The 26,202-nt window shown below is 64.4% G+C and carries 25 protein-coding genes; 11 read left to right on the top strand and 14 right to left on the bottom strand.

Going from position 1 to position 26,202, the window contains the following annotated elements:
* Positions 1–21 precede the first annotated feature (21 nt).
* Positions 22–876: an aminodeoxychorismate lyase gene (locus tag ABG82_RS04310; protein ID WP_043080463.1), complete on the bottom strand. Its 855-nt coding sequence runs from the start codon at positions 874–876 to the stop codon at positions 22–24.
* Positions 877–945: 69 nt separating this feature from the next.
* On the opposite strand from ABG82_RS04310, the gene ygfZ reads away from it, so the two are divergent.
* On the top strand, positions 946–2,052 hold the full coding sequence (gene ygfZ / locus ABG82_RS04305) for a CAF17-like 4Fe-4S cluster assembly/insertion protein YgfZ (RefSeq protein ID WP_043080464.1): 1,107 nt from the start codon (positions 946–948) through the stop codon (positions 2,050–2,052).
* A gap of 115 nt (positions 2,053–2,167) precedes the next feature.
* Entirely contained in the window at positions 2,168–2,347 is a 180-nt protein-coding gene (locus tag ABG82_RS04300) for a DUF3073 domain-containing protein (RefSeq protein WP_005064225.1), read from the top strand.
* A 31-nt stretch (positions 2,348–2,378) separates the two neighbouring features.
* Here the strand turns inward: ABG82_RS04300 and purM are convergent, their stop codons facing one another.
* Positions 2,379–3,458 (bottom strand): phosphoribosylformylglycinamidine cyclo-ligase, encoded by a 1,080-nt coding sequence (gene purM / locus ABG82_RS04295; RefSeq protein ID WP_043080465.1) that lies wholly within the window; start codon positions 3,456–3,458, stop codon positions 2,379–2,381.
* 57 nt (positions 3,459–3,515) lie between these two features.
* A complete protein-coding gene (locus tag ABG82_RS04290; RefSeq protein WP_052511144.1) occupies positions 3,516–4,133 on the bottom strand; it encodes a TetR/AcrR family transcriptional regulator in 618 nt (205 codons plus the stop codon).
* Positions 4,134–4,222: 89 nt separating this feature from the next.
* On the opposite strand from ABG82_RS04290, the gene ABG82_RS04285 reads away from it, so the two are divergent.
* Positions 4,223–5,107, top strand: a complete 885-nt coding sequence (locus tag ABG82_RS04285; protein ID WP_234708120.1) for an oxygenase MpaB family protein — start codon at positions 4,223–4,225, stop codon at positions 5,105–5,107.
* 4 nt (positions 5,108–5,111) lie between these two features.
* Here ABG82_RS04285 and ABG82_RS04280 read toward each other — a convergent pair whose 3' ends face one another.
* Complete coding sequence (locus tag ABG82_RS04280) at positions 5,112–6,185, bottom strand: NAD(P)H-dependent amine dehydrogenase family protein (RefSeq protein ID WP_078343538.1); 1,074 nt, start codon at positions 6,183–6,185, stop codon at positions 5,112–5,114.
* The gene (locus ABG82_RS04275; protein ID WP_043080469.1) at positions 6,182–7,180 is read right to left on the bottom strand and encodes a Rieske 2Fe-2S domain-containing protein; all 999 of its coding nucleotides are present in this window, start codon (positions 7,178–7,180) and stop codon (positions 6,182–6,184) included. Before ABG82_RS04275 ends, ABG82_RS04280 begins: the two co-directional genes overlap by 4 nt.
* Positions 7,181–7,272: 92 nt before the next feature.
* Here ABG82_RS04275 and ABG82_RS04270 point away from each other — a divergent pair, with 92 nt between their 5' ends.
* Positions 7,273–7,908 (top strand): TetR/AcrR family transcriptional regulator, encoded by a 636-nt coding sequence (locus ABG82_RS04270; protein WP_054417050.1) that lies wholly within the window; start codon positions 7,273–7,275, stop codon positions 7,906–7,908.
* Positions 7,909–7,910: 2 nt separating this feature from the next.
* On the opposite strand, the gene ABG82_RS04265 is transcribed toward ABG82_RS04270, so the two are convergent.
* Positions 7,911–9,149, bottom strand: coding sequence for an ISL3 family transposase (locus tag ABG82_RS04265; protein ID WP_043080596.1), 1,239 nt, complete (start codon positions 9,147–9,149; stop codon positions 7,911–7,913).
* 141 nt (positions 9,150–9,290) lie between these two features.
* Here ABG82_RS04265 and ABG82_RS04260 point away from each other — a divergent pair, with 141 nt between their 5' ends.
* Both ABG82_RS04260 and ABG82_RS04255 read left to right on the top strand, forming a co-directional pair.
* Positions 9,291–10,697: an amidase gene (locus tag ABG82_RS04260; RefSeq protein WP_043079928.1), complete on the top strand. Its 1,407-nt coding sequence runs from the start codon at positions 9,291–9,293 to the stop codon at positions 10,695–10,697.
* A 96-nt stretch (positions 10,698–10,793) separates the two neighbouring features.
* A complete protein-coding gene (locus ABG82_RS04255) occupies positions 10,794–12,788 on the top strand; it encodes an esterase/lipase family protein (RefSeq protein ID WP_043079929.1) in 1,995 nt (664 codons plus the stop codon).
* Here the strand turns inward: ABG82_RS04255 and ABG82_RS04250 are convergent.
* The 4 genes from ABG82_RS04250 to ABG82_RS04235 are packed head-to-tail and all read right to left on the bottom strand — an operon-like array spanning position 12,785 to position 17,917.
* The gene (locus ABG82_RS04250) at positions 12,785–14,431 is read right to left on the bottom strand and encodes a dipeptide ABC transporter ATP-binding protein (protein WP_043079930.1); all 1,647 of its coding nucleotides are present in this window, start codon (positions 14,429–14,431) and stop codon (positions 12,785–12,787) included. The two genes, ABG82_RS04255 and ABG82_RS04250, sit on opposite strands and share 4 nt — an antisense overlap.
* The gene (locus tag ABG82_RS04245) at positions 14,428–15,369 is read right to left on the bottom strand and encodes an ABC transporter permease (RefSeq protein ID WP_043079931.1); all 942 of its coding nucleotides are present in this window, start codon (positions 15,367–15,369) and stop codon (positions 14,428–14,430) included. The genes ABG82_RS04250 and ABG82_RS04245 overlap by 4 nt, the downstream gene beginning before the upstream one ends.
* Positions 15,369–16,394, bottom strand: a complete 1,026-nt coding sequence (locus tag ABG82_RS04240; protein ID WP_043079932.1) for an ABC transporter permease — start codon at positions 16,392–16,394, stop codon at positions 15,369–15,371. Before ABG82_RS04240 ends, ABG82_RS04245 begins: the two co-directional genes overlap by 1 nt.
* Positions 16,391–17,917 (bottom strand): ABC transporter substrate-binding protein, encoded by a 1,527-nt coding sequence (locus ABG82_RS04235; RefSeq protein WP_043079971.1) that lies wholly within the window; start codon positions 17,915–17,917, stop codon positions 16,391–16,393. The genes ABG82_RS04240 and ABG82_RS04235 overlap by 4 nt, the downstream gene beginning before the upstream one ends.
* A 239-nt stretch (positions 17,918–18,156) precedes the next feature.
* Between ABG82_RS04235 and ABG82_RS04230 the strand changes: the two genes are divergently transcribed.
* Entirely contained in the window at positions 18,157–19,128 is a 972-nt protein-coding gene (locus ABG82_RS04230) for an NAD-dependent epimerase/dehydratase family protein (RefSeq protein WP_043079933.1), read from the top strand.
* On the opposite strand, the gene ABG82_RS04225 is transcribed toward ABG82_RS04230, so the two are convergent.
* On the bottom strand, positions 19,125–20,015 hold the full coding sequence (locus ABG82_RS04225; RefSeq protein WP_043079934.1) for an SDR family NAD(P)-dependent oxidoreductase: 891 nt from the start codon (positions 20,013–20,015) through the stop codon (positions 19,125–19,127). The genes ABG82_RS04230 and ABG82_RS04225 overlap by 4 nt on opposite strands.
* Before the next feature lie 72 nt (positions 20,016–20,087).
* Between ABG82_RS04225 and ABG82_RS04220 the strand changes: the two genes are divergently transcribed.
* The 3 genes from ABG82_RS04220 to ABG82_RS04210 all read left to right on the top strand — a co-directional run bounded on the left by ABG82_RS04220 (position 20,088) and on the right by ABG82_RS04210 (position 22,214).
* A complete protein-coding gene (locus tag ABG82_RS04220) occupies positions 20,088–20,555 on the top strand; it encodes a MarR family winged helix-turn-helix transcriptional regulator (protein ID WP_043079935.1) in 468 nt (155 codons plus the stop codon).
* Between the two features lie 55 nt (positions 20,556–20,610).
* Positions 20,611–21,624 carry an AraC family transcriptional regulator gene (locus ABG82_RS04215; protein ID WP_043079936.1) on the top strand — a complete coding sequence of 338 codons (1,014 nt, stop codon included), beginning with the start codon at positions 20,611–20,613 and terminating at the stop codon, positions 21,622–21,624.
* A 74-nt stretch (positions 21,625–21,698) separates the two neighbouring features.
* On the top strand, positions 21,699–22,214 hold the full coding sequence (locus tag ABG82_RS04210; protein WP_043079937.1) for a hypothetical protein: 516 nt from the start codon (positions 21,699–21,701) through the stop codon (positions 22,212–22,214).
* Here the strand turns inward: ABG82_RS04210 and purF are convergent.
* Positions 22,211–23,725, bottom strand: a complete 1,515-nt coding sequence (gene purF / locus ABG82_RS04205; protein ID WP_043079972.1) for an amidophosphoribosyltransferase — start codon at positions 23,723–23,725, stop codon at positions 22,211–22,213. The two genes, ABG82_RS04210 and purF, sit on opposite strands and share 4 nt — an antisense overlap.
* 114 nt (positions 23,726–23,839) lie before the next feature.
* Here purF and ABG82_RS04200 point away from each other — a divergent pair, with 114 nt between their 5' ends.
* On the top strand, positions 23,840–25,156 hold the full coding sequence (locus ABG82_RS04200) for a hypothetical protein (RefSeq protein ID WP_043079938.1): 1,317 nt from the start codon (positions 23,840–23,842) through the stop codon (positions 25,154–25,156).
* On the opposite strand, the gene ABG82_RS04195 is transcribed toward ABG82_RS04200, so the two are convergent.
* Entirely contained in the window at positions 25,153–25,539 is a 387-nt protein-coding gene (locus ABG82_RS04195; RefSeq protein ID WP_043079939.1) for a sterol carrier family protein, read from the bottom strand. The genes ABG82_RS04200 and ABG82_RS04195 overlap by 4 nt on opposite strands.
* A gap of 31 nt (positions 25,540–25,570) precedes the next feature.
* Entirely contained in the window at positions 25,571–26,173 is a 603-nt protein-coding gene (locus tag ABG82_RS04190; protein ID WP_043079940.1) for a hypothetical protein, read from the bottom strand.
* Between the last annotated feature and the right edge of the window lie 29 nt (positions 26,174–26,202).

The following is a 26,202-nucleotide window of genomic DNA, read 5'->3' as shown; positions in this document are numbered from 1 at the left end:
GATCGGAACTGGCCATCGGAACTACAGCGCGATGGCCTTGTCGACCAGCTCGGGCAGCCGTGCCGCAAGCGGCCCGGCAGGGCGCGCCACGCCGTCCAGCGTATGCACGCGAGCCGCGAGCGTGATGCTCGCCAACATCCAAACATCCTGCGCGGCAATTAGATCAGCGGGTTTGACGGCCTCGTACCGGCACGCAATCCCCTCGGCCGTGGCCACCTCGAACAACGCACGCTGAGTGGTCCCGTGCAGGATCCCGTGTTCAGGGAAGGGGGTCACCAGGGCATCGCCGGTATCCACGATCACCGTCGAGCGCGGCCCCTCCAACACGAATCCGTCCGAACTGACGAAAATGACGTCTTGGGCCCCTTGAGTTTCGGCGTACCGCAGGGCGGACATGTTGATCGCGTAAGACAGCGTCTTGGCCCCCGACAGCAGCCACGGCAGCGGTTCGGCCGGTTGCGCGGGCAACCCGCGGTCCAGGGTGATCACCGAGACGCCGTCGCGCCGTGCCGTCAACGACCGCGCCGGAACCGGCGCAATGGTCAGGTATGCCGTTGCACCCCCACCGCTTTCACGCCCCCGGGTGTACACTAGGCGCAGCATCGCATCCCCGCCCGAGAGCGAATTCCATTGCCCTACCCCGATCTCGACGGCGGAGCGCCAGGCCGCCCGGTCGGGCTCGGCGAGATCCATCGACGCCGCCGAGACGGCCATCCGGTCCAGGTGGGCTTCCAGCTTGCAGACGGAGCCGCCGCGCACCAGCGCCGTCTCGAACGCGCCGTCACCACGTACCGCCGCAAGCTCATCGGCATGCAACAGCGGCACCGCGGGGTCGTGCACTTCACCGTCGAGTGTGACCACTACCGCTACCGCCATGGGCAATGAGATTAGCGGTCGTAGAGTTGAAACTGTGATGAGCCGCTTGCGCGAAGAAGTTAGGCACCGATGACGGCTGTTTACGTACCCGAAGACAATCCGGACACCGGTGCGGTGTGGCACTACGGCGACCCGCTCGGAGAGCAACGCGCCGCACTGATCGGCGCCGTCCTCGTCGATCGATCCACGCGCCCTGTGCTCACCCTCTCCGGAGCCGAGCGGCTGAGCTGGCTGCACACCATCTCCAGCCAGCACGTCGCCGATCTACGGGACGGCCAAACGCGCGAGAACCTCAATCTCGACGGACAGGGGCGTGTCGAAGACCACTGGGTGCAAACCGATCTGGGCGGCATCACGTATCTGGACACCGAGCCGTGGCGCGGCCAGGCGCTCAAAGACTTCCTCACCAAGATGGTGTTCTGGTCCAAGGTCGAAGTCGCCGCCTCCGATCTGAAGGTCTTCACCCTGCTCGGGCCCGGCACCGTGGAGCTGGCCGGGAAATTGGGAATCGCGGCACTCCCCGAGTTCGACCACGCGGTCGAGCTGCCCGGCGGCGGCCTCATCCGGCGTATGCCGTGGCCGCTGCAGGACGCGACCTACGACCTGCTCGTCCCGTCAGGCGACGGCCTGGCGGAGCGTCTGGGGGTGCGCCAGGCCGGTCTGTGGGCCTTTGAAGCGCTCCGGGTCGCAGCCGCGCGGCCGCGGCTCACCGTGGACACCGATGAACGCACCATCCCCCACGAGGTGGCATGGATCGGCGGTGTCGTGCCGGACGACGACGATCCGCGAGCAGTGCATCTGGCCAAGGGCTGCTATCGCGGGCAGGAGACGGTGGCCCGGGTGCACAATCTGGGCAAGCCGCCCCGGGTGCTGGTGTTGCTGCATCTGGATGGCTCGGCCGATCGCCCCGTGACCGGGGACGAGGTGAGCGCCGCCGGCCGCGCAGTGGGCCGGGTGGGTTCTGTCATCGACCACGTCGACCTGGGCCCGATCGCGCTGGCACTGGTCAAACGATCGGTCGTCGAGGCCCTCGCGGGCGGTAATCCGGCACCCCTGACGGCGGGTCCGGCGGCGGCCGCCATCGACCTCGATCTCGTGCCCGACCTGCAGACGGAGCAGCGTGGACGGGAGGCCGTGAACCGCCTGCGGCAGGGGTCCGGCCAACCGGGTGGTTAGGGCGTGCAGCAGTTGGTCGATCGGCACGCTAAACTATCGTCAGGATCGATAAACAAACTCCACCGGAGCCGCCCTGGAATTGGGCCGCTCCGCTATTGCGCGAGGGGGTTCCCCCATGGGCCGCGGCCGGGCAAAGGCAAAGCAGACCAAGGTTGCTCGCGAGCTGAAGTACAGCTCTCCTCACACGGATCTTGAGCAGCTCCGCCGTGAACTTTCGGGTGCTCCGGTATCTCAGCCGGACGACGACCGCACCAGCGACCGCTGGGCGGACGACGAGGACGCCTGGCGCCGCTAAAACGGCACTGCGGTAACCCCACCCGAGGTTCTTAGAACCTCGGGTGCTGTCCCACGAGTAGGGCACTCTCGCTGCCTGAATCCTTGCCCGACTTCTTGATGGTGCCGAGGGTCCAGCAGTCGATGTGCCGTGCCGTCAGAACCGCGAGCGCCCTGTCGACGTCTTCGGGCGCGACCACGGCCACCATGCCGACACCCATGTTGAAGGTCTTCTCCATCTCGGCGCGCTCGATGCGGCCACGCTGCGCGATCATCGCGAAGATCGGTCCCGGGGTCCAGCTGCCCCGATCGAGTTCTGCGACCAGGCCCTCCGGGATCACGCGGGCCAGGTTGCCGGCGAGACCGCCGCCGGTGACGTGGCAGAAAGTGCGCACCTCGGTCTCCGCGGCCAGTGCCAGGCAGTCCTTGGCGTAGATCCGGGTGGGCTCCAGCAGCTCCTCACCCAGGGTGCGGCCAAACTCTTCGACCTGTCCGAACAGATCCATCCGGTCGATCTCCAGCAGCACGTGCCGGGCCAGCGAGTAACCGTTGGAATGCAGGCCCGAGGAGCCCATCGCGATCACGACGTCGCCGGGACGAACCCGGTCCGGCCCCAGCACGCGGTCTGCTTCCACGATGCCCACACCGGTGGCCGACAGGTCGAAGTCATCAGGTGCCATCAAACCGGGGTGTTCGGCGGTCTCGCCACCGAGCAGCGCGCAGCCGGCGATGGCACAGCCCTCGGCGATACCGGCGACCAGCTCGCTGACGCGCTCGGGTACCACCTTGCCGACGGCGATGTAGTCCTGCAGGAAGAGAGGCTCGGCGCCGCACACCACAAGGTCGTCGACGACCATGGCCACCAGGTCCAGGCCGACGGTGTCGCGCTTGTCCATGGCCTGGGCGACGGCGATCTTGGTGCCGACGCCGTCGGTGGAGGCTGCCAGCACCGGCTCGCGGTAGCCGCCCTTGAGGGCGAACAGCCCGGCGAAACCGCCGATACCGCCCAGCACCTCGGGTCGATGCGTCTTGGCGACGGATTTTTTGAATAGTTCGACCGCCCGGTCGCCGGCTTCGATATCCACCCCGGCCGCGGCGTACGAATTACTGGGTTTGTCGGCTCGCTCGCTCATAACGGGCCTTAGGCTACCCGTCCCAGCTGGCAGAGGTGCCCGCACAGCCCGTCATCGTCAGTTGATCGGCACGGTATGCCCGCCGGCGATCGACAGAAGAGCCGCGAAGTTGGTCCGCACATACTCGGCTAGTTCTTCGGCTGTCCTGAGAACTGGGGGCGCATCAGGGAAAACCACCAACGAATGGACCAGCCGAACGGTCAGGCCGGCCAACGTTTGTTCCTCCACCGGCGCGGCGTACCCGTTCAATCGCGCACGCTGAATTTCAGCCACGACGAAGGCATTCGCCGCGTTCATGATCGCCGGAGTCACGTCGGCGATAGCCAACAATGCGGCGGCTCTGTCTACCTCCAAAGCACGCACCAGGATCGGATGATTGCGCATCCGTTGCACGGTGCCGACAAAAGCACGCTCAAAACGCTCCGACAGCTCATCGAAGGGTTCGATATCGGCCCGGATCTGATCCACGAGGCGCTGTCCCTCCAAGGCCAACGCGGCCGACGTCACGGCTTGCAGGTCCCCCACGCGCCGGTAGATCGTGCCGCGGTCAACGCTTGCGCGACGCGCGATATCGGTCAAGGAGGTCCGTGACACCCCGAGCACCGCGAACTGCTCCAGAGCCGCTTGCAAGATGCGTGTGACGGCCGGATCAAGAGAGTGCGGCCCAGCTGTCATCAGCTCAGGATACGCACTCTAGCTGCGAAGACCGTCAACATCCGTCACGCATGCAACACTTCAACGTTATTTGTTGTAATGTTGCATGCGTGACGGATGTCGAGCACTCACCCGCAGAATTGACTCCCGCTACAGAGCCGGGAACACCTCGCAACTCGGCGATTGGACCCGGCTCATTGGTGTGGCGCATTTTCGGACAGCGCACGTTGTGGTTGCTGGCTCCCTACACGGGAACATTGCAGAACATGCATCCCGCGGTAGGGCAGTCCCTGCAACAGGTTTCGAACTTCTTGGACGATCCGATGGACCGATTCCTCCGCTCGATTCCGCCGATCATGGGCGTCATATATGACGACCCAGAATCGCGGACCGGGCAGCTCGTCCGTGATTTCCACCGGGAAGTAAAGGGAGAGCTTCCCGATGGGAGCCGGTACCACGCACTCGACCCCGACACCTTCTGGTGGACACACGCCACCTTCATCGACGCCGTGATCTCGCTTGAGGAGTTCTTCGGTACGCCCCTGACCTGCGCCCAAAAGGACCAGATGATTCGGGAAGGGGTCACTTGGTGGCAGCAATACGGGCTCTCGATGCGACCCGTCATCGACAACTACGCAGACTTCCGCGCGTACTGGGATCACATGCACGATCACGTTCTCGAGTCCAACAAGACAACCGAATTCGCGGTCGGTCGGCTTGGAAAGATAGCTATTCCCAAGACCTTCCCCGTACCCATCCCCGAACCCGCGTGGAACCTACTTATCGAACCGCTCGCACGAAGGATGACGCCCTGGCTGATGTCCGCAATGATGACGCCCCGCGGACGCGAGATTCTGGACCTTTCGTGGTCACGTCGAGATCAGCGCCTCTTTTCCCTCCTTCAGGCGATCGTCCGCACCGCGTGGCCGCGTGTCCCCCGGCGGCTCAAATACTTCCCCCGGGCCTACGCCGGTATCCAGCGGTTGGGTCTGTGACGAATCATTTGAACCGGCCCGCGAATCCGCGCAGTGGCAGATCAGCCGAGGTGAGGATGCCCGGCGGGGCATCGATGACGCTGCGGATGGCGTTGAGCGCGGGCAGGCCGGTGACAGTCATCCCGACGGACGCGAAGGCGGCGGGGTCGGAGAAGTCGGTGCCGGGCTTCGGTATGACCATGTGCTTGCTGTAGACGCAGGGATCGCCCTGAATCTTCGTGATGTAGCAGCCCTTGACGTTCCAGTGCGGCTGCGTCTTCGGGGTCATCTGCCATTCGACGTGCACCTCGACCTTGGGTACCCCATCGACGATCCCTTGATATTTCAGGTAATTGGCTCCCAGCGAGCCCTTGGGCAACCGATACCAACCGAGATCGACGTCCTCGGTGCACGCGCCCAACTCATAGGAGAACGTGACGTCGTCGAGTTCCAGGCCGAAGCAGTCGGCCATCAGATACACCCCGTCGGCGAAGACCCGGGTGCCCTTCTCCAGAAGTGCCGGGATCTCCGGGTCTTCGATGGGGCGCCCGTATCCGACCATCTCCCAGGAGTCCACCGAGTGATGACAGGACACATCCACCGATTCGATGACGGTCACGTTCTCGATCTCGGCCACATCACAGGAGTGGATGACCCCCAAGATCTGAGTCAGTCCCGGGTTCATCCCGGTGCCGTAGAAGGTCGATCCACCGCGTTCGCACGCCTGCCGCAGCACCTCGGTGGTGGGCCGGCCCGACGGGTGTGGGTGGTTCTGGTCGCGGTGATGCCCGGTGATCCAGTCGGCAGTGGTGACGATGTCGATACCCGCCTCGAGCACCGTGACGTAGAGGTCCTCGTCGGGAAACACACCGTGGAACGTCAGCACATCGGGTTGGGCGGCGATGATCTCCTCGACGGTGCCGGTGGCGATCACCCCGTTCGCGGCCAATCCCACCAACTCCCCGGCGTCGCGGCCGATCTTCTCCGGTGAGTAGCAGTGCAATCCGGCCAGTTCCAGATCGGGATGCGCGGCAATGCGCTTGATCATCTCGGCGCCCACGTTGCCGGTGGCGACCTGAAAAACCCTGATCGCGCTCACGCCCTGATCTCCTCCGGATAGAACTGGGTGGCCCATTTACGCAGGGCGATGAAGCCCTCGTACTCGGCGCGTACCAACGCGGGCGGATCCGAATACCGCTGATGCGACCAGATGTGGATATCGGCAAGGAATTGGTCGACGATGGCCCGCGCGAACGTCTGCGCGGCCGGCGGCGGTTCGGGGGAATCTTCGCCGGGTTGTCTGCCGATGAATACGGTGAATCGCACATCGCAGGTCTCGTCATCGACCGGCGTCACCGCCGAGACGGTGCGGTTGTCGAGCATTCCCCAGCTCTTGGTGATGGCGACACCCAGCCCGCCGTTGATGGCCTGCACACCGCTTTTAATGTCGTCGGCGGACATGCCAGGTATCTCGTCGAACGCGATGGTGAAGTCCACGTACGAGATCGGATCCTCGAACTCCTGCCGGGTGAACTTGGGGATGAAGGGCGTCTTGTGCACGTATTTGAAATGCGCGAAGTCCACCCCGTTCTCCAGCACGTACTGCGGATGCAGTTGCAGCCGTTCGCGATACAGCGTGCTGTACGGGTACCCCGGGTAGTAGTCCTGGGCACTGCTGCCATCGCCGAATCCAGTGAAGACATCCGGGACATCGAAGTACGGTGCGCGGCCGTCGATGTCGTGCCAGATGTAGACAGCCTCATTGCGTTCGATCACCGGGTAGCTCCGGATGCGCCGCAACGGGTTTGGCCGTTTCTCGTAGGGGATACACACGTTCCTGCCGTCACGGTTCCACTCCCAGCCGTGGAACGGGCACACAATGCGGTCGCCCTCGACATGACCGCCATGGCCCAGATGCGCACCGAGGTGCTCGCAATAGGCGTCCAGCACCGCCAGCACGCCCGACTGCGCGCGCCAGGCCACCATCTCCCGCCCGAAGTAGGTCATCCGGTGCACGGCACCGACGGTGATCTCCGCGGACCAGGCAACCTGGAACCACCCAGTGGGCCTCATCGACAACGGCGGTTTCGGCATCGGAACCCTCCTCAAGCGGCGACACTAATCCACCGTGGCCACTTTTCACAGAGACTTCTGTGACAATTTCTCCGCGCGCTAGCATCATCCCGATGAGCGAAGTGGCGGCAGAGGGGCGGCGAGCGAATCGTCGCGGGCTGGCAACCCGCGAGAGCATGCTCGAGGCCGCCCTGCGCGTGCTCGCCTCCGGTGATCCGGCGGCCGTGTCGGCCAACAGGATCGCCAAGGAATGTGGCGCCACCTGGGGCGCGGTGAAGTATCAGTTCGGCGATATCGACGGGCTGTGGGCAGCCGTGCTGCAACGCACCGCGGAACGCCGCGGTGAACAGCCCTGGCGCAGCGATCCCGTGGGACCTCTGAGCCAGCGGGTCGGCGCTATCGTCGAGACCCTCTATCGGGGCCTGACTGCCCCGGATTCCCGAGCGATCGAGAACCTGCGCCGGGCATTGCCACCCGAATCCACCGAGCTCGAGCGGCTATACCCCCAGACGGCGGCCGAATTGGCCTCGTGGAAACATCGATGGGCGCGGGCGTGCCAGCAGGCGTTCGACGGCCTGGAGGTGGATCCCGTCCGGGTGCGCGAGGTGGCGGCCTTTATCCCGGGCGCCATGCGGGGACTTGTTTCGGAAAAGCAGCTGGGTACGTATTCGGATCTGGATGAGGCCCGGCGCGGGCTCACCAACGCGATCGTCGCCTACTTAGGGCTCTATTGCCATGAATGTGGATGACCTCATGTGTGGTATGGGAGTTCGAGGGTCACCGGTCCGCAGACGAGCATGATCATGGCGAGCGCGTTCTCGGCGTTGTGGAAGCCGTAGGCCCTGCGGATGATCAACCGGACCTTGTTGTTGAGCCCTTCGTGGCGGCCGTTGGCCAGTCCGCGCTCCACCGCGGCTTGGATGCCATCGAGGTGTTTGTTGATGGTTCGGCCGACCTTGACGAACTGCGGGATCCGGCACCGCTGCGCCCATGAGCACCATTTCCCGAGCATGTCGGTGACGGTGTCGGCGTCAAGATCCCCGGCGAACACCGCCCGCAGCGATTCCTTCAGTTCGTAGGCGCGGACCAGTGCGCCGCCCTCGCGTTTGAGCTGGGCGAGGGTGGCTTTCTGTGTGTCGGTGAGGGATTCGGGGTTCTTCAGCAGCGCCCAGCGGGCTCCCTTGTAGGTTTTGGCGATCTGCTTGTCCGACAGTTTGCGCGCGGACTGCCATACCTGACGGCGAACGTCGTCGAGGGCGTCGGTGGCTAGTTTGACGACATGGAACGGATCGAAGCAGATCACCGCCTGCGGGGCATGTGCGCGAACGGATTTCGCGAATGCCGGCCCGAGGTCCATCGACACGGCCTCGATCTTCTTCGCGCCATCGGCGGGTAGGGCCGCGGTGAAGAACGCGTCGAGAGTGGCTGCCTTCTTGCCCGGCGCACCCCACACGATTGTGCCGGTGTCGTGGTCGGACACCAAAGTCAAATACTTGTGGTGCTTGCGCCAGGAGATCTCATCGACGCCGATGTCGACCAGCCCGGCCAGCCGGTCGGGGTCCAGTTTCTCGGCCACGACGCGCGAACACATCGCCCCGACGGTGCGCCACGTGACGCGGCAGAACGTCGACACCGTCTTCTTGTCACACTTGGCGGCCAGCCAGACCGCAAGGTCCTCGAAGTCGCGGGTGAACCCCGATCCCGGCCGCGCGAACGGCACTGACTCGGCCAGGACACCGTGCTCGGGGCAGCGCAACCGACGTCGCCGCAGTTTGAGCACACATACCCGCCCACTGAGGTCCAGGTGCCGCCACGCCGAATCCACCATCCGTGTGTCGTAGCGGTGCCGGGTACGGAAATCGCAATGCGGACAGGACATCACCCGCTGTTGCGGGCGCACCCACACCGTCACCTTGTCGCCGCACTCGACGTCGCGGACCGTGGTCTTCGGCAGGTCGAGGACACGGTTGAGTAAAGTGGTCGCGCGCACGGGCAAGCTCCTTGGTACGAGGTGTAGGAGCTTTCGAACCTATGAGCTACCCGTGCGCCCAGACCACTCCGCCACGCGAGACATAGCACACCCCACCCGACCCACATTCATGGCAATAGAGCCCTACTTAGGAGGCCATGCATGACCCGCATCCACGCATTCACCGAGGACGCGCTGGGCGACCTGGATGCCACCGGCGTCGCCGAGCGGATCGCGTCCGGCGAAGTCACCGCGGCCGAGTGCGCCGATGCCGCCATCGTCCGCTTGGAACGGGTCAATCCGACCCTCAATGCGGTGGAATTCAAGGACTTTCCCCGGGCCCGTGAGCGCGCGGAGCTGTCGGACGGCGCCTCCGGTCTTTTTCAGGGCGTGCCCACCGCGACGAAATGCAACATCCATGTGGCCGGTATGCCGCTGACGGAGGGCTCCGCGGCGATCGCACCGAACCTGCAGACCGTCGATGGCCCGTTCACCCAACAACTTCTCAGCACCGGGCTTATCCCCATTGCGTCCACGACCATGCCCGAGTACGGCTGGTCCGCGAGTACGGAACGCTCGGGCGGCTCGGTGACCCGTAATCCGTGGCATACGGACTTCTCCGCGGGAGGCTCTTCCGGGGGTTCGGCGGCCCTGGTGGCCGCCGGCGTGGTGCCTATCGCGCACGGTAACGACGGCGGCGGCTCCATCCGGATCCCCGCGGCGGCCTGCGGCCTGGTAGGCCTCAAGCCCAGTCGGGGAAGACTTTTGGGCGACCCGTCGAGTGGCTCGGCGCCGGTGAAGATCGTCGCCGACGGGGTGTTGGTGCGCAGCGTCCGAGACTGTGCCCGCTTCTTTGAGGCAGCCGAACTGCACTACCGCAATCCGAAGCTGACACCGATCGGCAGAGTGGATCGCCCGGTGCAGCGCCGACTGCGCATCGGCCTGTGCATGGACTCCCCCTTCACCCCGGCCACTGATAACCCGACCCGGCAGGCGGTGAACTCGGTCGCGGAACTGCTTGAGTCCCTTGGCCACACCGTCGAGCCGTACGCACCCGCCGTGCTGCCGTCGTTCAAGGTCGACTTCGAGGACTATTGGTCCTTCTTGGCGTTCGCCGTCGCCAAGGGCGGCTCCCGGTTGTTCGAGGGATTCGACGCCTCCCGGCTGGACCCACTGACGCTGGGGCTGAGCCGCAGATTTGTTAAGCGGTCATACCGCACACCACTGTTCTTGACTCGCCTGGCGGCCTCCGCACGGGTATACGAACGCGGCTTCACCACCGGTATCGATGTGGTGCTCACCCCGGTGCTCACCCACACCACGCCACGTATCGGGTACCTCACGCCCGATCAGGATCCACACGCACTGTTGGACAAGCTCAGCTCATACGTGGGATTCACTCCGGTACACAATGCCTCAGGCGCTCCCGCGATATCGCTGCCTCTCGGCCAAGATCCCGACGGCCTACCCATCGGTGTGATGTTCAGCGGGTGCCGCGGCAGCGAGCGGACACTGCTCGAGCTGGCGCTGCAGCTCGAGGAGGCGCAGCCTTTCGCACGCCTCGGCTAGCACACAGCCGTGACGCCAGTCACAAATCGTCAGTGTTGCAACAAAATTAGGCCGCTCGACATGCGCCCTACCGATCGAGCACCTACCGTCTAATTCATGCCGACGGCATCGCACCGGGCACGCGGTGCCTTACGGAATCCCCAGTCACAGCATCCCCGTACCGCCAGAATGCGCGTCCTGCTGGCCGCCTCACTGGTCGCGTCGTTGGTGGTGACGGACGGAGCGCCTACCGTTCTTCACACGATCTCGAAGAATCCGCTCGCCGGGCCGGTGACGTTGACGGTGGAGTCCGGGTTCATTTCGCTGACCTCAAGCTCGACGCCGCTGGGGGCGGAGGGCTCGGCCCCCGATTCCTCACCCACCCTGACGATCACCCGACGGGCCACGGTCTCCTTGAATCCAGCCGAGAACGGCCGCGGCGTCGATGCCGTCATCACATCCGAATCCCTCGGCACTCCTTCGCAATCCAGCAAGCCAGCATCCGGCAACATCCCGGTCGTGCTGGTGCACGGCACCGCCGAGAATCAGAAGTACTGGGACGCGATGAAGACAAGCCTGCACGACGCCGGGATGAAGGCATTCACCTTCGAATACGGCCAGACCGGCTTCCAGGGCCTGATCGGGTCGATCGGGGAAAAGATCGGACTGCGCGGATTCGGTGATGTCGAGGTGTCCACGCGGCAGCTCGCCGACGAAGTCGCGACGGTCCTGGACCACACCGGGGCGGGGAAGGTCGATCTCGTCGGCCATTCCCAGGGCGGCCTGCTCATCAAGAACTTCGTGGCACAGGACAAGTCCGACAGGGTGGCCAACGTGGTACAGCTGGCACCGTCGAGCCACGGCACCACCTTCAATGGACTCGCTGATTTCATTGGCCCAGTGGGTAACTCGGTCAACATCAATGGCTGGAAACCCGTCAAAGACGCGATCTACGCGGCCGGCAGCACGCTGGCCTGGCCATCTCTGGCGCAACAAACCGTGGGCAGCCGCTTCCTCGACAAACTCAACAAACTGCCCGACACCAAACCCGGCGTCGACTACCTGGTGGTGGGCACCAAGGATGATGTGGTTGCCACCCCGTACAAATCCCAATTCATCACCGCAGCACCGGGTTCCACCGCCGTCAACATCGAAGCACATGCGCTGCCGGGCGTGCCGCGCGACGGCGCGGTCGGCCACGGGCTGAACAGCGGAGAAGTCATCTCGGCGGTGACCAACTACCTGAAGTCCAGCCAGTCGGCACAGCGCTCACCCGAGCAGGTCATGGCCAATCCCGGCACCACGCTCACCAGGGATGGCAACAGCACGACCGTATCCGAGGGCAAGAAGGTGGTCGCGACCATCGACGACAGCCCCGGCACTACACAGCAGAACGCCGACAAGCAATCTCGCGAATCAATCAGCAAGACCGCGAAAGCGACAACGGTCACCACCCCGTCCGGAGCTACCCTCGAGGTCGCAGGACGCGATGTCACGTTGAAGCGCAATGGCCAGTCCGTGTCGATCAGCGAAACGCACGGCGTGACGGTCGCCAACACCGAGGCCGAGAAGACGGCGAACACCAAGAATTCCCCGCAGCCCGAACATCTCGCCACAGCCAAGCCGAACGACAGCACCGCCACCAAGCCCGGCACTGAGACAAAGCCGAAGGAGTCACCGGGCAAGCCGGATCCCGATAAGAAGCCGGCGACGCACCAAAGCACTGCGCTCACACCGAAGATCGGTATCGGCGCCAACGGGATAAGCCGCGAGGGAAAGACAGCGGGGAGCAGAGTGCCCGACCACTCGGCCGGCGCGGCGGCAGATTCGGGTCCGGCGCAGACCTCGAAGACATCGACCACGACCAAGACGAACGGCGCCTCTGTCACAAAGCCCGAGATCGCCACACACGCCCATGACACTGCGGCACGGCCCGGTACATCGAACGGCGCCGGCGCGCAGTCGGCGTCCGGCCCGAACACTTCCGGCTCAACCTCGGCGGCCGCCGAGGGCAAGACAGCGCATACGGAGGCCGGAGCCGGCTCAGGTTCCGGTGATCACAAGAAGCCCGAGGGCGCGCCCGCCCACGAGCACTCAGCGGGCGGCTCCTAAAGAACGCTGCGCCGCGCGCGCTGCTGCACCGGATCCGGCACCGGCACCGCGGCCACCAACGTGCGGGTGTACTCGGTCGACGGGTTATGCAGAATCTCGCCGCGTGATCCCAGCTCTTCGAGAACGCCACGGCGCAGCACCGCCACCTCATCGGCCAGCCGATCCACGACGGCAAGATCGTGACTGATAAACAGGCAGGCGAACTGCCACTGCTGCTGCAGTTCTTCGAACAGATCCAGCACGGCCGCCTGCACGGACACATCGAGCGCACTCGTGGGTTCATCGGCGACCAGCAGGTCCGGCCCCAGCGCCAGCGCGCGCGCCAGGTTGGCACGCTGCCGCTGCCCGCCCGAAAGCTCATGTGGATAACGTCTTTCGGTTCCAGCCGGTAGCTGCACCGCATTGATCAACTCGGCTACCCGACCGAAGATCTTGGCCCGGTCGCCGTATCGGTGCACCCACATGGGTTCGGCGATGCAATCGCCGACCCGCATCTTCGGGTTCAGCGAGGTAGCCGGATCCTGGAACACGAAGCCGAACTTGGCCCTCAGCGGACGCAACTTACGTTGGCTCAGCCCCACGATCTCCTGACCCAACACCCGTACCGATCCCGCGGCGGGCTGTTGCAACGCGGCCACACACCTGCCAATGGTCGACTTGCCGGAGCCCGACTCACCCACCAGCCCAAGAGTTTTCCCGCGCCCGATGCTGAAGCTCACCTCATCGACGGCGCGGAAGGAGGCGCGGCCCAGCAGTCCAGGAAATTCCACCACGAGGTTGGACACCGCCAACACCGGTTCGTCAGACGCCTCGCTCTGCGCGAGCCCGTGTTCGGGGTCCCCCTGCCCCAGATGCGGAACCGCCGCCAGCAGAGCCCGGGTATACGGTTCCGCCGGCTCGGCGAAAAGCCGCTCGACCGGCGCTATTTCGACCACCTTGCCTTGCTTCATCACGACCACGCGGTCCGCGATATCGGCGACCACACCCATGTTGTGGGTTATCAGAACGATGGCGCTGCCGGTCCTGTCCCTCAGGTCACGCAGCAGATCCAAGATCTCGGCCTGCACCGTCACGTCCAGGGCAGTCGTGGGTTCGTCGGCGATGATCACCTTCGGGTCGCACGCGATGGCGATGGCGATCACCACACGCTGCTTCTGGCCACCCGAGAGCTGATGCGGGTAACAGTCGTAGCGGCGCTCGGGATCGGGCAGCTGAACGAGCTTGAGCAGCTCGATGACGCGCGCCCGGGCCTGGTGGCGGTCCATATCCGAGTGCGCCCGAACTGCCTCGGCAACTTGGTATCCGATGGTGAACAGGGGGTCAAGCGCGGCTCCCGGCTCCTGGAACACCATGGCGATGTCCTTGCCGCGCATAGCGGTCAGCTCACGGCCCGACAAGGTGGTGACGTCACGTCCGTCGAGCAAGACCGAACCGGTGATGCGTGCGGTGTCCGGCAGCAGCCGGATCGCGGTACGCGAGGATACCGACTTACCCGAACCCGACTCTCCGACGACGGCCAGCACCTCCCCCGGCTCGACATCGAATGTCACATCCTCGACGGCGGCCACCGGGCCACTGTCGGTACTGAATGTCACCGACAGGGAACGGAAGGAGAGAGCCGGGGGCACACCTGTTGTGCTCATGCGTCACCTCGCCGGGTCCGTAACAGTGGGTTGATGACCTCGTTGAGGGTCTCACCCACCAACGTCATGCCCAGCACCACCAGGACGATGGCAGTACCGGGGAAGACTCCTGTCCACCAAATACCGTTGGCCACATCCGACAACGCCTTGTTCAGGTCGTATCCCCATTCGGCGGCCTGAGTGGGCTCGATACCGAAACCGAGAAAGCCCAGCCCCGCCAGCGTCAGGATGGCCTCTGCCCCATTGAGGGTGATGATCACCGGTAGCGAGGAAGTGACATTGGAAAGTATGTGCCGGAATAAGATTCGCGAGGTACTGGCACCGGTAACCCGCGCGGCGTCGACAAACGGCTCCTGTTTGACTCCCACGGTGGCGTTGCGCACCACCCGGAAGTATTGCGGCACGAATACGGCCATAATCGCGATGGCAGCCGCGAGTATGCCTCCCCCGGTACTGGAACGCCCGCCGGTGACAGCGATCGACACCACGATGGCCAGTAACAGCGAGGGCATGGCGTACAGCGCGTCCATGACCAAGACCAACGCCCGATCCAGCCAGCCGCCCAGGTACCCGGAGGTCAAGCCCAACACCACGCCCGCGGGTAGTGACACCACCAGCGAGGTCACGATGACCAGCAGCGCGGTGCGCGCGCCGAACAGCACCCGCGAGAAGACATCTTCCCCGCGCACCGAGGTACCGAACCAGTGCTGCCAGGAGGGTGCCTGTTGCCGCACGAAGTCGACGCCGTCCGCGGCGGTTTGCGAGAACCCGTAGGGGGCCAGCACCGGCGCCAGTATCGCGACGGCGACGAATCCCACGACGAGAACCAGTCCGGCGACAAGCGTGACCCGCTGCAACCCGTGGGTGCCGCGCAACAACTCAACGCCCGGCAGCCCGCGCAGCCGGTCCCCGAGGGGTTCGCGCACCGATACCGTCATCAGAACCTCACCCTCGGATCGATGAACGCGACCACCACGTCGATGACGAAACTCATCACCGCCACGATGACGGCAATAACGGTAACGATGCCCTGCACCGCTATGAAGTCACGCGCGGAAAGGTAGTGCGCCAGCTGTGAACCCAGACCATTCCATTCAAACGCCGTCTCGGTCAGCACGGCGCCGGCGAGCAACATCGCGATCTGCATGCCCATCACCGTCACCACCGGCACGAGCGAATTACGGAACGCGTGCCGCCCCACCACGACTCGCTCGGGCAGCCCGCGCGCCCTGGCCGCATCCACATACCCGGCGCGCAGCGTCTGGAGCAAGTTGACACGCACCAGTCGCAGAAACACCCCGGCCGTCAGCAACCCGAGGGCCAGCACCGGCAGCACGAGATGCTTGAGCGCGTCCATGAAATACGCGCTGTCGCCGTACAACACGGTGTCCACCAGCAGCAGGTGAGTCCGGTGCGGCATGGCATCCAGGGCGATCTCGGTACCCACGGTGCTGCGCCCCGACGCCGGCAACCACCCCAGTTTCACCGAGAAGAACAGCTTGAGCAGAATCGCGACGAAGAACACCGGGGCGGCATAGAAGAACACCGCGGCCAGCCGCAGGAACACATCGGTGACTTTGTCGCGATGGGTTGCGGCCAGCCGCCCCAACGGAATCCCCACCAGAAGCGCCACGGCGATGGCGCCGATGGCCAGTTCCAGTGTCGCGGCACCGTTCACCACGATGATGTCGGTGATCGATCGCTTATCGGTCAGCGTGGTGCCCAGATCGCCATGCAGCAGTCCGGTGAGGTATTCCCAGTACTGGACCCAGATCGGGCGGTCGAATCCCGCCTCGGCCTTGCGTTTAGCGATCTCGGCCGGGGTGAGCCTGCCACCGGCCTGCGCCGTGATGGGGTCGCCGATGCCACGCATGAGCACGAACACGAGCGTCATCAGGATCCACGCCGTCGGAATGATGAGCGCCAGCCGCACCCCGAGGTAGCGCAGCAATGTGGTGCTCATGCGGTGTCGCCCGTCTTCTTCAGCGGTGTGAACTGAAACTTGAACGAGGGCCCGAGCTTGATGCCTTCGACGTTCTTCACCGAAACCGCGATTTGTTTTCCGGTGAGCAACGGCAGCGTCGAAATATAGTCGCGCGCCATCAGATCCTGCAGCTGTCCGATGATGCGCAGACGCTTCGCCTTGTCCGGCTCGGTGGCTTCCGCGATGATGAGCCGGGTGATGGTGTCGTTCTCAAAGTGGTTCACCAACATGTTGTCCGGCATGAAGAACGGTGTCAGATAGTTGTCCGGGTCCGCGAAATCGGGAAACCAGCCGAACTGATACACCGGATATGAATCCGACGAACGCCGCTCCTGATAGGCAACCCACTCGGTGGACTGCAAGTCCACCGAGAACAAGCCCGATGCTTCGAGCTGGCCCTTGACCGCCGCGTACTCCTCCGATGAATTGCCTCCGTAGTGATCCGGGTTGTATTGCAGGTTAAGTAGCACCGGGGTACTGATCTGGGCGTCCGACAAGAACTTTCGGGCAAGCTCCGCATTGGGCTTGGCGCCGTACAGCGTCTTGAAAGACTCCCGCGCGCCCTCCATCGAGTCGGGCACCACGGAGTAGGCGGGGGTGTAGATACCCTTGTACACGTCGCGAGACAAGGCTTCCCGATCAACCAGCGACGCGACCGCCTTTCGGATGGCCAGCTTCTGCGCGTCGGTACTTCCGGGCATGGTCTTGAGATTGAAGACGATGTACCTGAGCTCGCCGCCGGGTCCTTCATGCACGGAAAGCCGCGGATTGACCCGCAACGTTTCGATGTCGTTGGGCGACAGGCTCCGGTACGCGACGTCGATGGCGCGGTTCTCAATGTCGATCTTGAGGTTCTCGCCGCCGGTGTAGTACTTGATGCCGATCAGCTCCCACTGCGGCTTACCCAGCCCGCCAACGTATTCAGGGTTGGCGCGCAGGCCGATCAACTGATTCTTGGTGTGGGAGGTAATGGTGTACGGCCCCGCGAACGGCTCCGCCTTCGCAATAGCGTCATCGTCCAGCAGCCTGTCCGGCGGAAACACCTCTTCATCGATGATGGGCCCCGCGTTGGTGGCCAGTACCTGCGGGAAGGTCTGATCGTTGGGAAGCTTGAGCCGGAAGTCGACGGTCAGGTCATCGGGAGTCTCAACGCGATCCAGGTTGGCCAGCAGCGACTGTGGCCCGTTCGGATCGTTGATCACTCGCTCGCGGTCGTAGGAGAACTTCACATCCGATGAGGTGAGTTTGTGTCCGTTCGCGAACACCGAGCCCGGCTTGAGCGTGCAGCTGTACAGCGTCGGGGTCTTGAATCCACAAGCGGCGGCCAGATCGGGTTTGAGATCACCGGTGCCCGGGGTGAAGTTCATCAGGAAGGGGTAGATCTGATTCTCGACCTGGAAGGACCCGTTGTCGTACGCGCCCGCCGGATCGAGGGTGGACACGCGATCCGTGGTGCCGACCGTGAGGTATTCACCATCGACGGCTCCGGGTGGCCGCCCCACCCCGCATCCGGCGGCAAGCAACACGGATACGGCCACAGCGAGTTTGCGCGAGCACGGTTCTCGGTCTTTGCCCAAGAGCCTCATCCGGAGAGTATGGCAACACTTGCCCCACCTTGCTGGGATGCGATGCAATACATGTCACAAAGCCGACCAAGCGAGCGTTAGGTAGGTTGGTGGCGATGCCGCCGTCCATGCCAGCACCCGGCGGCTATGACACCCGAGCCATATAAGGGACAAAGATGAAGACTGCCGTCACCGGAGCCGCCGGCTTCATTGGTACCAATCTAGTCAATCTCCTCGTGGAGAACGGACATGAAGTCGTCGCGATCGACCGTGTGGTGCCCGGCACACCGGACACCCGCGAGGCTGTGACCTGGGTTTCTGGCGATGTTCTCGATCTGAGCTCGATGACGAAGGCCCTCGAAGGCGTCGAGGTGGTCTATCACCTAGTGGCCGTCATCACCCTCAAGCACGAGGACGAGCTGTGCTGGCGGATCAACACCGAGGGCGCCCGCACCGTCGCGCAAGCCGCCCTCGCCGCGGGCGTGCGCCGCATGGTGCACTGCAGCTCGGTCGACTCCTACTCCAACAGCGTGGCCACCCTCGACGAGAACTCACCCCGCTCGACGGGTGCCGACCTGCCCGTCTATCAGCGCTCCAAGTGGGGTGGCGAGGTAGCCGTGCGCGAGCTGATCGAGTCCGGGCTGGATGCCGTCATCGGCAACCCCACCGGCGTCTACGGCCCGGTGGATCTGCCCAATCTGTCCCGCATCAACCAGCTGCTGTTCGACAGTGCCCGCGGACGGCTGCCCGCCATGGTCAACAGCCAGTACGACCTGGTCGACGCCCGCGATGTGGCCGCCGGGCTGTACCTGGCCGGCGAGAAGGGCCGCACCGGCGAGAACTACCTGTTCGGCGGCCACATGGGCAGCCTGTTGCAGGTGTGCCGCCTGGCCGCACAGCGTGCCGGCAAGCGCGGCCCGTTGTTCGCCTTGCCCATGGGCCTGCTCAACGCTGCCATCCCGGTGATCGAACCCATCGGCAAGCTACTGAAGAACGACGCCCTGAGCCGGGCCGCGTTCAACAAGCTGACGGTGTCGCCCACCGCGAACATCACGAAGGCACGCACCGAACTGGGTTACGACCCGCGGTCTACCGAGACCACCGTCAACGACTTCGTGGACTTCCTCGTCGATTCCGGCCGGCTTTAGATCCCGACCATCGCGGCGCTGTCGCGCCAGAGTCCGTCGGCCGCTCGGTCATCCAGCGCCAGCGGAGCCGGATCCGGGAAGGTCAGCCGTCCCTGCACGAGTGACGCGTACAAACGGCCCGCCGGCGGCTCGACCGCGCCAATAGCCAGGTCCGCCAACGTCTCTCCCGCCGTTTCCACCCGTCCGGGGTGGAACGCGGGCCGCACTGTCGACACCAACCGCAGCACCGGCCGCAGCATCCCGGTGGCAACCCGGCCCGACATCGACTCCCCCGCCAGGTTGGTCCCCAGGGTAAGGCCCGGGTTGTAGGCAACCACCTCAATTCGCCTGCGTGCGACCTCATCGGAGGCGGCGAAAGACCGCGCGGTCAGCAGATTGCACAGCTTGGACGACGCGTAGGCGCGAAGACCTCCGATGGCCCCGGCCGATTCCGGGTGCGCCAGGCGTGCCGGATCCAGTGCGCGCGGCCCGAACGGGATGATCTTCGGGTCGTGTGTGTCGCTCGTCGTGATAACCAATCGGCCGCCGTCGGCAATGCTGGGAAGCAGTAGGCGCGCCAAGAGGTAGTGAGCCAGGTGATTGACCGCGAAGGTCGTCTCGAAACCATCGACGGTGCGATGATCGGTGTCCCGGAACTGGATACCCGCATTCAGCACCAAAACATCGATCGGGGTCTCGCCCAGTTCCCGCCTCACGTCCTCGGCGAACTGCCTGACACTGTCCAGCGAGGCCAGGTCCAACGGCAGCACCTGCGCGCCGGGAACTGCGCGACCGCTGCCCCTCGCACCGACAATCAGACGTGTATCGGGGTGTTCGACAAGGAGTTTGACGGCGTAAGCGCCCAGTCCGGCAGTTGCGCCGGTCATGACGATGATGGATTCGGTCACGATAACCTCCCACGAGGTCTAAGATGATGGATAACGTATCTTCCGTAATATTATCAATTGTTAAGATTGGTCATGTCAAGCACAACAAAGCGCGAACTCCTCTTTGCCCTGCTCAAGGTGTCCAAGGCGGCCACCCAGTGGACCAAATCGAACATCCCCACCACCGGCGGGATGACCGTGCCGCGCGCGACAGTGCTTGTCGGCCTGTCCGTCCGTACCGAGCCGGCCGGTATGAGCGAGTTGGGCGAGTTTCTCGGCATGTCCCCGCGCAACATGACGGTATTGATCGACGGCCTGGAGAAAGAGAATCTGGTCCGCCGCGTGCCGCATGAACGCGACCGAAGGATTACCTGTGTCGAAATTACGGACGCAGGAAGGGAAATCACCCAGGCCCAACTCGGCCCCTCGGAGCTGGCCTCGGCCGCGCTCTTCGACGATCTGGCCACCAGAGAACAGGCCGAGCTGCTGCGGCTGCTCACCAAAGTGGCAGATTCCTTGCGCGCACGCGGGATTGACATACCGCACTACCACGGTAGTTGAAACTGGCAACAATCTATACCAAGATCACCTCTCGAATCTTGATTCAGGAGGTGACGTGGAACTGCTGTCCATCCCGCCGCGCTGGGGCACCCTGGTGTCGGAATTGGCACGACAGCAGGGCATGGATGCGGCGAAAATGCTGATAGATGCCCAGGTTTCACCGCGGTTCCTCGCCGGAGAACCCACCGTGATCAGCCCAGAACAGGTTCGTGCCGTCACCCGCGAGGTTCTGGCCCGCACGGGTGACCTGTCATTCGGCGGCTACCCGGCCCCCATCCCACCAGAAACACTCCAGCTGCTGATGTTCAGCCTCGCTACATCCGAGACCGCCGGTGCCGCATTCGCCCGCTGGGCGGCGTTCCGCGACGCCATGCCGCTGGTGCCCAGCATGACCGTGGCCAGATCCGGCGACTTCGCCACCGTGGTGCTGGAGACATCGACCCTCAAGTTGCCCGATGCCACGTTCACGGAGTGGACCATGGCTCTGACGATCCGGATCTGGAGCTGGTTGATCATGCGGTCGATCCACGTGGAGCGGATTCTGCTCCCGCAGGCCCGCCCGGCCGGACGATCCGAGCGCAGCAACATGCTCAACGCTCCGGTCGAATTCGGCAGCGATTCGGCCGCAATGATCCTGGACGCCAAGCTTCTCGATACCCCGATCCTGCGGACCGAAGAGGAGGTCACCTCCCTGCTCGATCATCCCGAACAGATCTGGTTCGACGTCGGCGGCTACCACCGGGAGCTACCGGATCGCGTCCAGCGGATCGTCAGATCGAGTATCGGCGAGGGGATTCCGTCGGTAAGCGATATCGCCATCGCACTGAACATGGCGCCCTCGGCGCTTCAGCGAGCACTGCGCAACGAGTTCGGGACGTCCATTCGGCAGATCCGAGACTCCGCGCTGCGGGCGGAAGCCATCAAAAGCCTTCGGGGCGGCACGGAGTCGCTCAACGATCTATCCATCCGTCTCGGCTTCTCTGAACTGAGTGCCTTCACGCGCGCCTTCCGGCGCTGGACGGGGGCATCTCCCGCCCAGTATCGGGACGGAACACATTCGGTCAAGTAATTCGCCCAATTCGGTCATCGCACGTTGCCCGCCCATCACATAGCCTCGGGCCAACAAGATCTGAGGGGGAAAGTTTGCTATCGGCTGAACGGCGCTTTCAGTTCCCCCGCAGCCTGGAAGAAATATCCGCGGTGGCCGACTTTGAACTGCCGCCAGGGGACGACATCGAACCCGGCAATCAGGCACCCCTCGTCTTCGCCGACAAGCCCCTTCGTCTCGATGCGCTGAGCGTCGGCGACAAATTCACCACCCAGATCGGAATCGCTGGGCTGATGACCCCGATCGAATGGTCCGTCGTCGAAATCACCCATACGACAAAACTTCTCACCGAGCGCAGGGGGCGCTACCAGGTAGCGTCCAAAGGACTGCAGGGCGCCAGCGCCACCGTCGTGCTCAACGTCTATGAGCAGCCACCCTCCGTGATCGCCGAGCTGTTCGTACTGATCGACGAAGTGATCTTGACCGGGGAACTTCAGCAGTCCTTCATGGCAGCTCTCGAAGGCATGATCGACACCCACATCGACCTCATCAAGGCCGGCTTTCCGGGGCTACGCGACGTGATCGTCGATGAGAAGTACCCGCCTCGCTAACGCGCCTGGACGGATTCCGAGCTCTCGCTTGACGTCTCCCGAGCGGTGGCCGCGAGCATGTGCTCAACCACATTCTTGCCGAGCGCCGTCTCCTTGGGCAGCTCGATCGGATAGTTGCCGTCAAAGCATGCGCAGCACAGGCGAGAGCGCGGTTCTTGAGTGGCCGCCACCATGCCCTCGGCCGAGATATAACCCAGGCTGTCGGCGCCGATCGCGGTGCGGACGGCATCGAGCATCCCGTCGTCCGATTCCACAGCATTGGCGATAAGTTCTGCGGGAGAGGCGAAGTCGATGCCGTAGAAGCATGGCCAGCGGACCGGCGGCGATGCGATGCGCACGTGCACCTCGGCCGCCCCTGCCTCACGCAACATCCGCACCAGGGCCCGCTGGGTATTGCCACGGACGATGGAGTCGTCCACCACCACCAGCCGCTTGCCGCGAATGACCTCGCGAAGGGGGTTGAGCTTCAATCGGATACCGAGCTGACGGATGGTCTGCGACGGCTGGATGAAGGTGCGGCCCACATAGGCGTTCTTCATCAGTCCCTGCCCGTACGGGATGCCCGAACCCTGGGCGTAACCGACCGCCGCCGGAGTACCGGACTCGGGAACCCCGATCACCAGGTCGGCGTCCACGGAGTGTTCGGCGGCAAGGCGGCGCCCGATCTCGACGCGGGTGGAGTGCACAGAACGTCCGTCGAGCATGCTGTCGGGACGGGCGAGGTACACGTACTCGAAGACACAGGTCTTAGGCGTGGCGTTGGCGAATCGGCTGGAGCGCACTCCGTCGGCGTCGATGGCGAGTAGCTCTCCGGGCTCGATGTCCCGCACGAAGGAGGCACCCACGATGTCCAGGGCCGCCGTCTCCGACGCGACCACCCAGCCGGTGTCGAGGCGACCCAGGCACAGCGGCCGGACCCCGTGCGGATCGCGGGCCGCGTACAGCGTGTTCTCGTCGGCGAAAACCAGGCAGAAGGCGCCGCGCACCGTGGGCAACAGCGCCATGGCGGCCTGCTCCAGGGTGGCATCGGCGGCACCGTGCGCCAACAACGCACCCATGATGTCCGAGTCGGTGGTGGCCATGCCCGGGGTCTTCGAATTGATCAGACCGGCATCGCGCGCACGTTCGGTGAGCTCGGCGGTGTTGACCAGGTTTCCGTTGTGTCCCAGCGCGACTCCCGTGCCCGCGGCGGTGGTGCGGAACACCGGCTGAGCGTTCTCCCACGTGACGGAGCCGGTGGTGGAGTAACGGCAGTGGCCCACCGCTACATGCCCCCGCATGGCGGCAAGCGTCTGTTCGTCAAAAACCTGGCTGACCAGGCCGAGATCCTTGAACACCACGATCTGTGAGCCGTCGGCGACGGCGATGCCGGCGGCCTCCTGGCCGCGGTGCTGCAGCGCGTACAGGCCGTAATAGGTGAGTTTTGCTACCTCTTCGCCCGGCGCCCAGACGCCGAACACGCCGCATTCTTCACGTGGGTCGTTTTCCAGCTCGATCGGCTGTGCGGTCACGGTGTGGCTCCCTGGGGCTGCGTCCTGCGTGGAGGTGGGTGACAGCACCAGTTTACGGGGAAGGTTGCTGATCGGGGAATCGGCTGGCCCGGACACATCAGTACCATCGCAAAAGTGACCCAGGCCACTGCATCTTGGCGCCCATCGACCCGCGTCGCGTTCCGGTTCTGCGTCATCTATTTCGGCCTGTTCTGCGTGCTCCTGACGCAGATCCCGTTCGCACTGCTGGGTGTGGCCGGACGGATGATCGGCGGGCAATTCGCGCTGTCGGTGATGTCGCTGCTGAACCCGCTCACCGGATGGGTGGGCAGAACCCTGTTCGGTGTGAACGCCGTCTTGCACGACGACTCCGGAAGCGGTGATCAAGCCGCCATCTGGGTGCTGGTGTTCTGCGTTCTGGTCGTCGCCACCGCGGCGACGACACTGTGGACACTGCTTGATCGCCGCACCGCCTATCCACGGCTGCTGGCCTGGTTCACTCTCTTCGCTCGGGTGTGCCTGGGTGGGCAGATGCTCTTCTACGGATTCGCCAAACTCATCCCCACGCAAATGCCCGGACCGACGCTGGCGCAGCTGCTACAGCCGTACGGCTCGCTGAGCCCCGCCTCGGTGCTGTGGCTGCAGGTGGGCAGCTCTCACCCCTACGAGATGGCCCTGGGAGCGGTGGAAGTCATTGCCGGGCTGCTGCTGTTCGTCCCACGGACCGCGGTGCTGGGCGCGGTACTGAGCCTGGCGAGCATGGCCCAGGTCTTCCTGATGAATATGACGTTCGACGTGCCCGTCAAACTGTTGTCCTTTCATCTGCTCCTACTCGGCCTTGTCCTGCTCGCCCCGTACCTGGGTAGCTTGCTCAATGTCTTTGTGCGGCAACGTGCGATCGAGCCGTTGACCCAGCCGCCGCTGTTCACCGATAACCGCAGAAACCGTCTCGCGGCGTGGGTCCAGGTGGCAGTCGGTATCTGGGTGGCGCTGGGCGGCGTCTACGACGGCTGGGCCACCTGGCATCAGTACGGGGGCGGTAGCCCACGGTCCGAACTCCATGGCATCTGGGCGGTGCAGGCGTTCTTCGTCGACGGAACGTACGTCCCGCCGTTGACTACCGACAGGAATCGTTGGCAAATAATCGTTTTCGACCAGCCCGGGGCCGCGACCTATCAGCGCATGAACGGCAACCTCGTGATAGCCCTCGCCGAGTTCCACGACGGTCACCTCAAGCTCACCGATACCTCGGACACCACCGGCGAAAAGGTCGGCGGGAAAGCGCCCTTCGCCGATCTGACCTACAGCCAGCCGAACGCCGACGCACTGCTGCTGGGCGGAAGGATGTACGACAAGCCCGTCACGATCATGCTGAAACGTGTGGACCCAGACAGCTTCCCGCTGCGTAGCCGTGGATTCCACTGGGTGCAGGAGTACCCGTACTTTCGCTAGCTCAGCGGCACCAACGGCAACCACCCGGCAATCTCGGCGGCGCGCGATCCGGACGCGGAGACAGTGCGGTCGGCGACGGCCCGCTCCAGCGTCAGCAGTCCCGTCACGAGCAACAGCCATGTTCGCGGGGTCGTCTCCACCACATTGGGCGGGGTGCCCCGAGTATGGCGCGGCCCCGAGATGCACTGCACCGCAACGAAAGGAGGCACTCGCACCTCTACGGAGGCGCCGGGCGCGTCGGCGGCGAGGGTGCGGGCGGTGAACCGGACGGCGTCGGCAAGGGCGGCCCGCGGCGGCTCCGGTGCCTGCTCGTCGCGCAACCATTCGGCTACCGCGAGCACGGCGGCCCTGGTCGAGGCGGCATCGGGCGCGCGAGCTGGCATGTCTACCAGCCTATCTGGCAGACTCGGGCCCCTATGCCCCGTCGCAGATCCCCGAGTCGCGAATGGTGTTTCCGTAAACGGTCGCCGTCGCGATGTTGGCGTTGATCACCCCGGATGGCAGCTGTTGTTTGATCTTGTCGCTGATCTGGGTGAACTGGAACCACAGGTGATAGAACGAGTCACCGTTGTACAGCGGCGAGTACTGACTCTGATCCGGGTAGTTGGTGATGTACAGCGTGTGCACCCGGGGATCCAGGAACGCGGCCGACTGATCCAGATTCGCGGTCACCACGTTGCCGACGGTGTCCGAACCCGAAGCAGCCCAGACATCGTGGTGATCGCGCAGGTAGTTCTGAAATCCGTACACCGATCCCATCAAGGTGTCGTACTGCGCGTTGAACCACTGGCAGGAATCCCGTAGCGCGGTGAATTGCTCATCGTTCACCCGGTTCTGCCACAGGTTGTACGGGTACACCGAGGTGTCCGGCGCCCAGTCCGAGGGATGCGGAACGAATACGGGCAACGACGCGCCCTGTCCGGAGTCAGCGCCGGCGGGTGCGGCCAGTGCTATTCCGGCGGCAATGGTCATCCCTGCCAGCGCTACACCGGCCCTGCTTGTCCAGTTCGAGGCCATCTGTGCAGTATTCCGTCGAATGTCGACTT

Source organism: Mycobacteroides immunogenum (assembly GCF_001605725.1).
Taxonomy (GTDB): domain Bacteria; phylum Actinomycetota; class Actinomycetes; order Mycobacteriales; family Mycobacteriaceae; genus Mycobacterium; species Mycobacterium immunogenum.
This window is presented reverse-complemented; position numbering and strand designations above follow the sequence as displayed.

Bases quoted from the DNA above. Each gene is read 5' to 3' on its own strand.
- ABG82_RS04275 (WP_043080469.1), bottom strand. From the start codon at position 7,180: ATGCCGAAACCGCCGTTGTCGATGAGGCCCACTGGGTGGTTCCAGGTT.
- ABG82_RS04255 (WP_043079929.1), top strand. From the start codon at position 10,794: ATGCCGACGGCATCGCACCGGGCACGCGGTGCCTTACGGAATCCCCAG.
- ABG82_RS04290 (WP_052511144.1), bottom strand. From the start codon at position 4,133: ATGACAGCTGGGCCGCACTCTCTTGATCCGGCCGTCACACGCATCTTG.
- ABG82_RS04195 (WP_043079939.1), bottom strand. From the start codon at position 25,539: ATGCCAGCTCGCGCGCCCGATGCCGCCTCGACCAGGGCCGCCGTGCTC.
- ABG82_RS04250 (WP_043079930.1), bottom strand. From the start codon at position 14,431: ATGAGCACAACAGGTGTGCCCCCGGCTCTCTCCTTCCGTTCCCTGTCG.
- ABG82_RS04240 (WP_043079932.1), bottom strand. From the start codon at position 16,394: ATGAGCACCACATTGCTGCGCTACCTCGGGGTGCGGCTGGCGCTCATC.
- ABG82_RS04190 (WP_043079940.1), bottom strand. From the start codon at position 26,173: ATGGCCTCGAACTGGACAAGCAGGGCCGGTGTAGCGCTGGCAGGGATG.
- ABG82_RS04220 (WP_043079935.1), top strand. From the start codon at position 20,088: ATGTCAAGCACAACAAAGCGCGAACTCCTCTTTGCCCTGCTCAAGGTG.
- ABG82_RS04245 (WP_043079931.1), bottom strand. From the start codon at position 15,369: ATGACGGTATCGGTGCGCGAACCCCTCGGGGACCGGCTGCGCGGGCTG.
- ABG82_RS04270 (WP_054417050.1), top strand. From the start codon at position 7,273: ATGAGCGAAGTGGCGGCAGAGGGGCGGCGAGCGAATCGTCGCGGGCTG.
- purM (WP_043080465.1), bottom strand. From the start codon at position 3,458: ATGAGCGAGCGAGCCGACAAACCCAGTAATTCGTACGCCGCGGCCGGG.
- ABG82_RS04300 (WP_005064225.1), top strand. From the start codon at position 2,168: ATGGGCCGCGGCCGGGCAAAGGCAAAGCAGACCAAGGTTGCTCGCGAG.
- ABG82_RS04230 (WP_043079933.1), top strand. From the start codon at position 18,157: ATGAAGACTGCCGTCACCGGAGCCGCCGGCTTCATTGGTACCAATCTA.
- ABG82_RS04260 (WP_043079928.1), top strand. From the start codon at position 9,291: ATGACCCGCATCCACGCATTCACCGAGGACGCGCTGGGCGACCTGGAT.
- ABG82_RS04310 (WP_043080463.1), bottom strand. From the start codon at position 876: ATGGCGGTAGCGGTAGTGGTCACACTCGACGGTGAAGTGCACGACCCC.
- ygfZ (WP_043080464.1), top strand. From the start codon at position 946: ATGACGGCTGTTTACGTACCCGAAGACAATCCGGACACCGGTGCGGTG.